Genomic DNA, 13114 nt, shown 5'->3' with positions numbered 1-13114 from the left:
ACAAAACTTAGCTAAGCATAAAGAATAAAATAATATAATTACAATTTATTAAAACAAAATCACAGCTTTTAAGGAAAAATTTTGAGAACTCATTACAATACAGATCTTGATATTAAAAATGTCGGCGAAGAAGTGACATTATGCGGTTGGGTAAATTCTTATCGCGATCATGGTGGTGTGATTTTTATCGATCTTAGAGATCGTACCGGATTAATACAATTAGTTTGCGATCCTGCAGATAATCAAAAAGCACATAATATAGCTTCTAGCGTAAGAAATGAATATGTTTTAATTGCAAAAGGTAAAATCAGACCTCGCGGGGAAGGATTAATTAATCCTAAATTAAAAACAGGCGAGATTGAAGTTATTATTAATGAGCTAAATATAGAAAATGAAAGTTCAGTCATACCTTTTGCGATAGGCGATGAAAGTGTAAACGAAGAGCTTAGATTAAAATATAGATTTTTAGATTTAAGAAGTAAAAAATTATATGATAATTTTGCTTTAAGATCAAAAGCTTGTATCGCTGCTCGAAATTCTTTAGCTAATATGGGATTTTTAGAAGTTGAAACTCCTATTTTAACCAAAGCAACACCAGAAGGTGCTAGGGATTATTTAGTTCCATCTCGCGTGCATCAAGGCGAATTTTATGCCCTACCTCAAAGCCCTCAGCTTTTTAAACAACTTTTAATGTGTTCAGGTTTTGATCGCTATTTTCAAATAGCAAAATGTTTTAGAGATGAAGACTTAAGAGCAGATCGCCAGCCTGAATTTACTCAAATTGATATTGAAATGAGTTTTTGTGAGCAAAAAGACATTATCAATATGGCTGAAAATTTACTCAAAGATATATTTAAAGCCTGTGGAAAAGAAATCACTATACCTTTTAGACAAATGAGTTATAAAGAAGCTATGGAAAATTATGGTTCTGATAAACCTGATTTGAGATTTGATATGAAATTTATCGATGTGATTGATATATTTGCAAAATCAAATAACGAAATTTTTGCCAATACAGCCAAAGATACCAAGAAAAATCGCATCAAAGCTTTAAGAGTTCCAAAGGGAGATACAATTTTTTCAAAAAGACAAATGCAAAGATTTGAAGAATTTGTGCGTAAATTTGGAGCAGGAGGGCTTGCTTTTATACAAATGAAAGAAGATGGACCAAAAGGACCACTTTGTAAATTCTTTAGTGAAGATGATTTAAACACCTTGCTTAAAAGATGTGAGTTAGAAATTGGCGATGTGGTATTTTTTGGAGCTGGGGCTAAAAAAACTGTTTTAGATTATATGGGTAGATTTAGAATTTTCTTAGCTAATGAAATGAATATCATCGATGAAGAAAAATTAGAATTCTTATGGGTTGTCGATTTTCCTATGTTTGAACAAAATGATGATGGAAGTTACTCAGCAATGCATCATCCTTTTACAATGCCAAAAAATATAAATGAGCAAGATTTGGAAGAAATTAATTCTATTGCTCATGATGTGGTTTTAAACGGAGTAGAATTAGGCGGCGGAAGTATAAGAATTCATAAAAGCCATATTCAACAAAAAGTATTTAAGCTTTTAAATATTGACGAAGAAGAGCAAAGAAAGAAATTTGGATTTTTACTTGATGCTTTAAGTTTTGGTGCTCCTCCACATGGTGGAATAGCAATAGGCCTTGATAGATTAATCATGCTTTTGACTAAATCTTCGAGCATTAGAGAAGTTATTGCTTTTCCTAAAACCCAAAGAGCACAATGTCTTATGACTCAAGCTCCAAGCGAAGTTAGTAATGAACAAATGAGAGAATTAGGGATTAAATTAAGGGAGAATATCAAATGAAACAATTGTTTTTAATCATCGGTGCACCAGGTAGTGGAAAAACAACAGATGCAAGCATCATAGCTCAAGATGATGCAAATATCACTCATTATTCTACTGGCGATTTATTAAGAGAAGAAGTAGCAAGTGGTAGCGAACTCGGAAAATTAATCGATAGTTTTATTTCTAAAGGAAATTTAGTGCCTTTAGATGTAGTTGTAAATACTATCATTACAGCATTAAAAAATGCTCCAACTAATACTATTTTAATAGATGGTTACCCAAGAAGTCTTGAGCAAATGTTAGAATTTGATAAAGTTTTAAAAACACAAAATGAAGTTGTTTTAAAAGGTGTAATTGAAGTTCAAGTAAGCGAAGAAGTAGCTAGAGAAAGAGTTTTAGGTCGCGCTAGAGGATCTGATGATAACGAAGAAGTATTTAACAATAGAATGAAAGTTTATTTAGAACCTTTAAAAGAAATTATAAATTTTTATTCTAAAGAAAATTTACATTTTAGCATTAATGGCGAAAGAAGTATAGAAGCTATAGTAGCTGATATGAAAAAATTAATACAAGATTTATTAAAATAAAGGATATAAAAATGGATATTAGTAAAATTAAAATTGGAGAAAATCCAAACAAATTAAATGCCCTAATAGAAATTCCATATGGCTCAAACATTAAATACGAACTTGACAAAGAAAGTGGCGCTATAATGGTTGATCGCGTGATGTATTCAGCGATGTTTTATCCTGCAAATTATGGTTTTATACCAAATACCTTAGCAGATGATGGAGATCCTATTGATGTTTTAGTATTAAACGAATACCCTATACAAGCTGGAGCTGTAATTCCTTGTCGTTTGATTGGTGTATTGCTTATGGAAGATGAAAGTGGAATGGATGAAAAATTACTTGCTGTTCCTATAAGTAAAATAGATCCAAGATACGATAGTATTAAAAGTTTAGATGATTTACCAAAAGCAATTTTAGATAAAATCAAAAATTTCTTTGAAACATATAAAATTTTAGAACCTAATAAATGGGTTAAAGTAAAAGAATTTGCTGGAATTGAAAAAGCAAGTCAAATTTTAGAAAATGCTATCAAAAACTATAAATAACAATTTAAGGATTTAAAATGAAAAGTATTATTGCTTTAAGTGTAGCTTTAATAATATTGCTTGGTGCAAGTATTGGTTTTTATGTGTGGTATTTTGATGATGAAAAAACTTATGTGTATGATTATACAAAAGAAAATAATTCATATAAAAATTACTCAAGCACAAATCAAGATTATAGCTATAACACTCAAAACAATAATACCTATAATCAAAATTTAAATTCTTACACCAATGAGACAAATGAACCAACTCAAACACCTTCTATTCAAGAAGTACAAGAAAACTCAAACAACACTGCAAATATAAATAATAATTTAAAAGATGATACAAGCAAAAAAGAAGAAATTATAAATAACGAAAAACCAACAAATCCTACTCAAGAAGAATCCAAACCAATAAAAAATTCTACCAAAGAAGAACAAGCTAGCTCTTTTAAACAAAAACCTACTAGCTCAAAATCACAATATAAAAGCACTATGCAAGAATACATCGAAAAAGGCAAAACAAGTAAATACGAAAGTAGATTAAGCAGTGATTTTGTAAAAGTTTATGTTTTAAATGGCAAAACTTTAAGTGATTATAGAATTGGACTTTTAAATGAAATGATTCGCCCTATTGCTGAAATTTCAAAGGATTATAATTTAACTATTTTTATCCAAATGCTTCCAAATGACAATATGAATTTAAGTATTTATAATAAAGATATTATTTTTGATAAAAATAAGAAAAAATACAAATATGTTAATATGGATATAAAAGATTCTAAATTCTTATTTGACAGAAATGGCTATAGTGATTATAGCAATGAAGATATACTTGAAAAAATCAATCAAAGTTTAGCAAGAGAAGATATCATCAAAAGAGTGAAAATTCAAGGTTATGCAGATGATAGAGGAAGCTCTTTTGCAAACTATATGATAGGTTTAAATAGAGCAATGAATGTCGCAAAACATTTCTTTACTTTCACAGAAGTAGTGCAAATTCAATCTTTGGGTAAAGATCAATATCCACTAAAAGATAAATCTGATCAACAAAGACAAGACAATCGTAAAGTAGAAATTAATTTTTATAACTAATTTCTACATCAATTTCAAAACTTCTTTAATATTTTTAAGCTAATATAGCAATTTTACATCTCTTCTTTAAGGTAAACATTATGTATGATAAATCACTAGAAAAAGAATATTATAAAATTTGCGAAGAGCGTGGATATTTTGAAATAGATGGTAATAAAAAAATTCAAAAAAAAGACAAAAATTTTTGTATCATGATGCCTCCACCAAATGTAACAGGTGTTTTACACATAGGGCATGCTCTAACTTGTACATTGCAAGATATCACAACTCGCTATAAAAGAATGGATGGATATAAAACACTTTATCAACCAGGACTTGACCATGCAGGTATTGCAACTCAAAATGTAGTAGAAAAACAGCTTTTAGCTCAAGGTATAACCAAAGAAAAATTAGGAAGAGAAGAATTTATAAAAAAAGTTTGGAAATGGAAAGAACAAAGCGGTGGAACCATAGTAAAACAAATGAGAATTTTAGGCATCACTCCTGCTTGGAGTCGTTTGCGTTTTACTATGGATGAGGGTTTAGTTAATGCTGTAAAAAAAGCCTTTGTAGATCTTTATAATAAAAAACTTATTGTTCGTGGAAATTATATGGTAAATTGGTGCACACACGATGGTGCATTAAGTGATATAGAAGTAGAACATAAAGAAAACAAAGGGAAATTATACCATTTAAGATATTTTTTAGAAAATAGCAATTCTTATATAGTAGTTGCTACAACAAGGCCTGAAACATATTTTGGCGATAGTGCGATTATGGTTAATCCAAATGATCAAAGATATAAAAATCTAATAGGACAATATGCCATTTTACCTTTAATCAATAAAAAGATAAAAATCATTGCTGATGAACATGTTGATATGGAATTTGGAACAGGAGCTGTAAAAGTAACCCCCGCTCATGATGTAAATGATTATGAAGTTGGATTAAGACATAATCTTGAATTTATTACTATATTTGATGAAAAAGGAATTTTAAACGAGCATTGTTTGAATTTTAAAGGCAAAGAAAGATTAGAAGCTAGAGATGAAATAGTTAAAACCTTAGAAGAAAAAGGTTTTATAGAAAAAATAGAAGATTATACCAATCAAGTTGGATATTGCTATCGTTGTAAAAATGTTGTTGAGCCCTATATTTCCAAACAATGGTTTGTGAAAAATGAAATTGCTAAAGAAAGTATAGAAAAGGTTAATCTAGGTGGAAGCAAATTTTATCCTTCGCATTGGATTAATAGTTTTAATGCTTGGATGAGAGAATTAAAAGATTGGTGTATTTCAAGACAGCTTTGGTGGGGTCATCAAATTCCTGTGTATTATTGTCAATGCTCACATGAATGGGCAAGCGAAGAAACCCCTGCTTCTTGTCCAAAATGCCAAAGTAGTAATTTTAAACAAGATCAAGATGTGTTAGATACTTGGTTTTCATCAGGACTTTGGGCAATGAGTACTTTAGGATGGGGTAATAAAGAATGGGGTAAAAACACCCTTTGGAATGAAAGCGATTTGAAAGATTTTTATCCCAATTCTTTATTGATCACTGGTTTTGATATTTTATTTTTTTGGGTTGCTAGAATGATGTTTCAAAGCACTAATGCCTTAAATGAGCTTCCTTTTAAAGATATTTATTTACATGCTCTTGTAAAAGATGAACAAGGTAGAAAAATGAGTAAATCTTTAGGCAATGTCATAGATCCAGTTGAAAGTGTAGAAGAATATAGTGCTGATATTTTACGCTTTACCCTAGCCTTACTTGCAATCCAAGGAAGAGATATTAAGTTGAGTAACGATAAGCTTTTGCAAGTTAGAAATTTTACAAATAAACTTTACAATGCAAGCAAATTTTTACTTTTAAATGAAGAAAAATTTGAAGATTTAAATCCAAATCAAATCCAATCAACATTAGCAAAATACATGCTTTCTCGTTTTAATCTTTGTATTAAAGAGGTAAGAGAAAATTTAGATAATTATCGCTTTAATGATGCAGCAAATACTTTATATAGATTTTTATGGGATGAATTTTGTGATTGGGGTATTGAACTTAGCAAAGCTGAAAAATCAAGCATAAAAGAACTTGGAAGTATTTTTAAAGAAGCATTAAAACTTTTAAATCCTTTTATGCCATTTATTAGTGAATATTTATATCATGAACTTAGCAAAACTTCCATCCATACACACGAATCTATTATGATTTCTAAATATCCTGAATTTACTTCTCAAGATAAACAAATAGAAGATTTATTTAATATTATCATTGAAAGTATAGTTTCTGTGCGTCGTGCTAAAACTTTAGTAGATTTAGCTAATACAAAAATTCAAAAAGCGTATATAAAATTAAACGATTTTTCTTTAAGCGAGCAACTTAAAAATTATACTAATTTCATCACTACTCTTGCAAAATGTGAACAAATTGAATTGGTTGATAAAAATATAGAAAAATCAATCAGAGATGTAAGTGAAAAATTAGAAGTTTTCATCCCTACGCAAGATTTAGATTTAAGTGGAATTTTAAATCGTTTGAACAATCAAAAAACAAAACTCGAAAAAGAATTTAATAAGCTTGATACAATGATGAAAAATGAAAATTTTATTAAAAATGCACCAACGCAAATTGTAGAACAAAATAAAAATCAACTAAATACTATAAAATCACAATTAGATAAAATTTGTGAAGAAATTTCTAATTTACAAGGTTAAATAAGTGATAAAAATACAAAATTTAAAAAAATACTACGGCAAAGACTTAGTCATCAATGATGTATCTCTAGAAGTTTCAAAAGGTGAAATTTATGCACTTGTTGGGCATAGTGGAGCTGGAAAATCCACTTTATTACGATGCATTAATGGCTTAGAAAGTTATCAAGATGGTAGCGTTAAGGTTTTTGATCAAGAAATTAAAACCCTTAAAGAAAAACAACTTAGAGAATTTAGAAAAGATATAGGTATGATTTTTCAGCATTTTGCTCTAATGAGTCGTAAAAACATTTTTGAAAATATCTCCATGCCTTTAGAAATTCACGGGTTTAATAAAACAAATATACAAAAAAGAGTTTCAGAACTTTTAGAGCTTGTAGGACTTAGCAATAAAAGTCATTCTTATCCAGCACAATTAAGTGGCGGGCAAAAACAAAGAGTAGCTATAGCACGAGCTTTAGCTTTAAATCCTAAAATTTTATTAAGCGATGAGGCAACTTCGGCTTTGGATCCTAATACTACAAATAATATTTTAGAACTTATTGCACAAATTAATAAAGAATTTAATATAAGTGTTATTTTAGTGACCCATGAAATGGAAGCAGTAAAACAAATAGCCCATAAAGCTGTTTTGCTTGAACATGGGCAAATCATAGGAAAAGGGAAAGTTGAAGAATTATTTTTAAAACCCAGTCAAAAAATGCGTGAATTTTTAGGAGAAAATGAATTTTTACCGCAAAATGGGATAAATATTAGGCTTTATTTTTGCAAAGAAAAGGCAAACCAAAGCATTATTACTCATATGGCTAGAACCTTAAATATAGATTTTAATATAGTATGGGGAAAAATTGAAAAATTAAACAATAATGCTTTGGGTAATTTAGTTATCAATATTTCACCTAAAGATCAAGAAAATGTATTAAATTATTTGCAAAATAATGGCGTGATTTGGGAGCTTGTATGAATTTAGAAACCATTTTAACTACTTTTGAAAATATTTTATATCCAGCTTTGTTAGAAACTTTATACATGAGTTTTGTTTCAACATTTTTAGCTTTTTTAATCGCTATAATCCCCGCTATAGTGCTTACCGTTACAGACAAAGGGGGATTGTGTGAAAATAAAAGTATTTACAATGTGCTTGATTTTATCATTAATATTTTAAGATCTTTTCCATTTTTGATTTTAATTGTAGGTTTAAGCCCATTTACTAAATACATCGTTGGTATGAGCATTGGAACGACAGCGACTATAGTTCCTCTTACTATAGGGATAGCTCCGTATTTAGCTAAGATGATAGAAAGCGCTTTTAAAGAAATTGATCAAGGTATTATAGAAGCTGCAAGATCTTATGGAGCAAGCAAAACTCAAATTGTTTTTAAAGTCATGCTTAATGAAGCACTTCCAAATATCATCAATGGCACAACCATGATTTTAATCGTAGTTGTAGGTTTTTCTGCTATGGCGGGAACTGTTGGAGGAGGAGGTTTGGGGGATGTAGCTATACGCTATGGTTATGAAAGATTTAACACTCAAATCATGATACAAACTGTAATAATTTTAATCATTTTAGTGCAAATCATACAATTAATAGGAAATTTACTCTATAAAATAACAAAAAGATAATTTATGAAATACAAACTAGGAATTTTACTAGCAGCAACTAAAAATTCAAGTTTTACAATAGGAACTTTACTTATTAACATCATGGATTTAATGAGTGAAAAAATAGATATATTTTATATCATCCATGATGGTTTTTCCACTCAAGATCAAAACATAATGAAAAAAATCGTTAAAAATAAAACTATTAAATTTATACTATTTACCCAAGAACATTTCATCGAGCTTATAAATCAAGATAAAATTTCAGATTTGTTTTTTATTAAAAGATGGACTCATATGGCTTTTGCTAGATTTGAAGCATTTAAATTTTTACATGAGTGTGAATGTATTGTTTATCTTGATTTTGATGTGTTATTATTAAAAGATATTAGCGAACTTTATCGTTTGCGAAGTAAAAAATACCATTTTGGAGCAAGGTTGGGTAAAACCTTGATTAAAACTGCATTACCTTTAGAAAACAACTACCCTAACAAATGCGTTTATCAAACAGGTATTTTAGTTTTTACTGATCTTATAGAAGATCCGTTAAAATGCTATGATTTCATCTATACTTACTTATCAAAAAACAAATTCAATGTCCAAGATCAAGGCGTATTTTCATTAATGCTTTTGCAAAATAATTTTAAAGTCAAAAATTTAAAAGATAAGTACACAGGAAGTACTCATTATCTTACCAATATAATGCAAAATGCTTCTTTGGTACATGCAAGCGGGGCTAATAGTCGCTTTTGGAATAGCTCATTATGTAATAAAACTTGGCCAAGTTGGCAAAAATATTACGAGCGATGGCAAGAACTTGGCGGAAGTAAATATCAAGGAAAAATTCAAATAGACAAGAGACATGTTAAACAAAGAATTAAATACCATCTTTCATATAAACTAGGATATGCTATCATAGATGCGGCAAAAAACAAAAAAAAGATTTTTTTACTCCCATATACACTTTTAAGAATTTATTATCAACATAAAAATATTGCTAAAAAATTCCAAGAAGATATAAAAAACAATCCTCATCTTAAATTACCTCCTTTAAAAACTTATGAAGACTATCATACAGAAGGTTTGCAAAATAAACGCTCTTGTTCTTATAAAATAGGTAAAAATCTCATACGCGCTCAAAAAAATTGGCGCAAAGGAGGATATTTTATCTTTATCAAACAATTAAAAAAAATATCACAAACTTACAAAAATAGGTAAAGCAAATCTAAAATATCTTATTAATATTTTTATATTATAATCTAAAGCATATCAAATTTATTAAAAGGGGCAATTATGAATTTGTTAAAATTTATTGCTTTAAATACACTTTTAGGTGCAAGTTTATTTGCCAATGAAATCATCACTGTAGCAGCCACTCCTGTTCCCCATGCAGAAATTTTAGAGCAGATCAAGCCTGATTTAGAACAAAAAGGATATAAACTAGAAATTAAAGAATTTACTGATTATGTTTTACCTAATTTAGCAGTTGATGGCGAAGAAATTGATGCGAATTTTTTTCAACACACACCTTATTTGGAAGAATTTAATAAAAACAAAGGAACTAAATTGGTAAAAGTAGCAGCAGTTCATATAGAACCGATGGCTATTTATTCTAAAAAATTTAAAAGTATTGATGAATTGCCAAATGGAGCAACTATAGCCGTACCGAATGATCCAACAAATGAGAGTCGAGCCTTAGATATTATCGCAAAAGCAGATTTAGTTGAATTTAAAGATAGCGTTTTAAAAACCCATGTTGATATTATCAGTAATCCTAAAAAAATTAAATTTATAGAGTTAAAAGCAGCTCAACTTCCAAGATCTTTAGAAGATGTTGATTTTGCAATTATTAATTCAAATTATGCTTTATCAGCAGGCTTAAACCCAGCTAAAGATAGTATTTTAATTGAAGATGGTCAAAGTCCTTATGCAAATATACTTGTCACAAAAGAAGGTCATGAAAATGATGAAAAAATCAAAGCTTTAAGCCAAGCCTTGCAAAGTCAAAAAGTAAAAGATTATATCAATCAAAAATACAATGGCTCAGTAATACCTGCATTTTAAACTAAATCTTGAGTAAAATACTCAAGATTTTATCTACAATTTATAAGATTTGCTGTAATTTTTGCAATTTCTAATTCTTCTTCAGTAGGAACTATCAATATATTTATATTAGAATTTTCTTGGCTAATTTGCCCACTTCTTAAATTTGCATTTTTATTTGTGTCTATTTTAAAGCCTAAATGCTCTAATCTTTTGCACACTTTTTCTCTTACCTTAGAATCATTTTCACCTATACCTGCAGTAAAAATTAATGCATCCACTCTAGGTAAAATAGCATAATATGAACCAATATACTTAGCTAATCGGTAACAAAACATATCTAAAGCAAGTCTTGCCTTATCATCATTTTGTTCAATTTGTGCATGTATATCCCTAAAATCATTATAACCACAAATTCCATATACACCACTTTTTTTATTCATAACAACATCAAGCTCATCAGTGTTTAATTTTAATTCTTTAGATAAAAAAGGTAATACAGCTGGATCCATATCACCACATCTAGTTCCCATGATTAAGCCCTCCAAAGGAGTTAAACCCATAGAAGTATCAACACATTTTCCATTTTCTATAGCACAAACACTAGCGCCATTTCCCAAATGAGCACTAATTACATTAAAATTATTGATATCTTTACCAAGTATATCTGCAGCTTGCTTGCTCACATAAGAGTGCGAAGTCCCGTGAAATCCATATTTTCTTATTTGATATTTTTCATAGTATTCATAAGGAAGTGCATACATATAAGCATAATCTGGCATACTTTGATGAAAAGCTGTATCAAAAACTGTTACATTTGGAACATTTTTAGCAGCACTCATCATAGTTTTGATGCCTACCAAGTGTGCAGGATTATGCAATGGAGCCATATGAGAAATTCTTTCAATTTCTTTTAAAACATCATCATTAACGATGCAGTGTTTAGTTAAATTTGAACCTCCATGAACAATCCTGTGCCCACAACCATCAAGTTCGTTTAAATCGCTCAAAATTCCACTTTGAGCAAACAACTCATTTATCAGTTTTATACCCTCTTCATGATTTTTTATGGCTAATTCTTTTTGAATTTTTTCTGAAGTTTTCAAATTTTTTAATTCTATATTTGAAATTTTCTCACCTATTTTTTCAACTAAACCTGAAGCTATCGCTTCATCATTATCAAAAAGCTTAAATTTGATTGATGAAGAACCTGAATTTAAAACTAAAATTTTCATTTTTCTCCTTCTTGTGCCTGAATTGCACTTAAAACTACAGTATTAATAATATCTTCAACCAAGCAACCTCTACTTAAATCATTAACTGGCTTTTTAAGACCTTGTAAAACTGGACCTATGGCTAAAGAATTAGCCGTTCTTTGAACCGCTTTATAGCATATATTTGCAGCATTTAAATCTGGAAATATAAATACATTAGCATGGCCTGCTACTTTAGAATTTGGCATTTTACTTTTTGCAGTCATTATATCCACTGCTGCATCAAATTGTATAGGGCCATCAATTAAATATTGTGGATATTTTTCTTTTGCAATTTCTACAGCTTTTTTTACCAAATCTACGCTTATTCCACTACCGCTATCACCGCTAGAATATGAAAGCAAAGCTACTTTTGGATCAAGTCCAAAAGCTTTTGCACTATTTGCACTCACATATGCAAGTTCTGCAAGTTGTTCAGAAGTAGGATTTGGCATAACTGCACAATCTGCAAAGACATACACTTGATCTTCTAAAGACATAAAAAACATGCCTGAAACAGAACTTACATCGTTTTTAGTTTTAATAAGCTGTAAAGCTGGGCGTATAGTTTGTGCTGTTGTGGTGCTTGCTCCACTTACCATCGCATGAGCTTTATTAGTATGAACTAACATAGTACCAAAATATGTTTTATCTTGGATAAGACTTTTTGCTTCTTCTTTACTCATACCCTTGTTTTTTCTTGCTTCATACAAAAGCTCTTCAAATTCTTCATTATATTGTGAATTTTTTGGATTTATAATACGCACACCATCAATTTTTATATTTAAAGTATTAGCCTTAGAGCAAATTTCATTACTATCGCCAAGCAAAATCAAATCAACAATATCATTTTGTGCCAAAAATTCACTTGCTTTTAAAATTCTTTCATCAAAACTTTCTGGCAAAACTATGATTTTTTTATTAGATTTTGCTTTTTCAAAAAGCTCATATGAAAATCTTGCCTTTGTTTTATAAGTATAAGAATCAATCAAAGAAAAATCTTTATCATTTTTTAACAATACAAAATTTTTTAATTTTTGCTCTAATAAAAAATGTAAAATTTCATAATCTTTGTTTTCTTTTGCATATAAAGGAGTATTTAATTCTTTAGCCAAAGATATATTTAAATTTAAATCACCCATTAATCCAAAATCATGCACACCAAAACTTATTATATGATGATTTGCTTTAATTTTTTCAAAGTCTTTTATGATTTTTTTAAAAAAATCACTTGAATTTTTAATCATAATTGTTTTGTAATTTTCATTATCAAAAGTATAAGAAAAATTAAAATTAATTTGTCTATCATGGCATAATTTTTCTACTTTTTCTTTAACAATATTGTTTAAAACTGGAAAATAAAAAACAACATCAGCATTGATTTTATTAATACACGAATAAACTAATTTTTCATCATAATTTAAAACAAAAATTGATTTCATTGCTTCCTTCTTTTTTAACAAATTAGTTATTTTTTTTGTAATATAATAATATTAAAATTAATCATAATTAAGA

Annotated in this window: 10 protein-coding genes and 1 pseudogene; 9 read left to right on the top strand and 2 right to left on the bottom strand. The window is 29.0% G+C overall.

The genetic code is table 11. From position 1 onward, the window contains the following. Window positions 1–81 precede the first annotated feature (81 nt). From aspS to FPD38_RS06400, 9 genes and pseudogenes are all read left to right on the top strand, one after another. A complete protein-coding gene (gene aspS, locus FPD38_RS06440) occupies window positions 82–1833 on the top strand; it encodes an aspartate--tRNA ligase (RefSeq protein ID WP_147555901.1) in 1752 nt (583 codons plus the stop codon). Then, the gene (locus tag FPD38_RS06435) at window positions 1830–2402 is read left to right on the top strand and encodes an adenylate kinase (protein ID WP_147555900.1); all 573 of its coding nucleotides are present in this window, start codon (window positions 1830–1832) and stop codon (window positions 2400–2402) included. Before aspS ends, FPD38_RS06435 begins: the two co-directional genes overlap by 4 nt. An 11-nt stretch (window positions 2403–2413) precedes the next feature. Next, window positions 2414–2932, top strand: a complete 519-nt coding sequence (ppa, locus tag FPD38_RS06430; protein WP_147555899.1) for an inorganic diphosphatase — start codon at window positions 2414–2416, stop codon at window positions 2930–2932. Window positions 2933–2949: 17 nt separating this feature from the next. Continuing rightward, window positions 2950–4008, top strand: a complete 1059-nt coding sequence (locus FPD38_RS06425) for an OmpA family protein (RefSeq protein WP_147555898.1) — start codon at window positions 2950–2952, stop codon at window positions 4006–4008. An 80-nt stretch (window positions 4009–4088) separates the two neighbouring features. After that, window positions 4089–6701, top strand: a complete 2613-nt coding sequence (locus FPD38_RS06420) for a valine--tRNA ligase (RefSeq protein ID WP_147555897.1) — start codon at window positions 4089–4091, stop codon at window positions 6699–6701. Between the two features lie 4 nt (window positions 6702–6705). Further along, complete coding sequence (locus tag FPD38_RS06415; protein ID WP_147555896.1) at window positions 6706–7662, top strand: methionine ABC transporter ATP-binding protein; 957 nt, start codon at window positions 6706–6708, stop codon at window positions 7660–7662. A gap of 23 nt (window positions 7663–7685) precedes the next feature. Continuing rightward, window positions 7686–8318: pseudogene (locus FPD38_RS06410) on the top strand (methionine ABC transporter permease); the annotation flags it as partial. A gap of 9 nt (window positions 8319–8327) precedes the next feature. Further along, a complete protein-coding gene (locus tag FPD38_RS06405) occupies window positions 8328–9521 on the top strand; it encodes a DUF8374 domain-containing protein (protein WP_147555894.1) in 1194 nt (397 codons plus the stop codon). 75 nt (window positions 9522–9596) lie between these two features. Beyond that, window positions 9597–10367: a MetQ/NlpA family ABC transporter substrate-binding protein gene (locus tag FPD38_RS06400; RefSeq protein WP_147555893.1), complete on the top strand. Its 771-nt coding sequence runs from the start codon at window positions 9597–9599 to the stop codon at window positions 10365–10367. A gap of 29 nt (window positions 10368–10396) precedes the next feature. On the opposite strand, the gene FPD38_RS06395 is transcribed toward FPD38_RS06400, so the two are convergent. After that, window positions 10397–11581 (bottom strand): acetate kinase, encoded by a 1185-nt coding sequence (locus tag FPD38_RS06395; RefSeq protein ID WP_147555892.1) that lies wholly within the window; start codon window positions 11579–11581, stop codon window positions 10397–10399. After that, window positions 11578–13041, bottom strand: a complete 1464-nt coding sequence (gene pta / locus FPD38_RS06390) for a phosphate acetyltransferase (RefSeq protein WP_147555891.1) — start codon at window positions 13039–13041, stop codon at window positions 11578–11580. The genes FPD38_RS06395 and pta overlap by 4 nt, the downstream gene beginning before the upstream one ends. Window positions 13042–13114 lie beyond the last annotated feature (73 nt).

Source organism: Campylobacter volucris (assembly GCF_008011665.1).
In the GTDB taxonomy this organism is placed as follows: Bacteria; Campylobacterota; Campylobacteria; order Campylobacterales; family Campylobacteraceae; genus Campylobacter_D; species Campylobacter_D volucris_A.
This window is presented reverse-complemented; position numbering and strand designations above follow the sequence as displayed.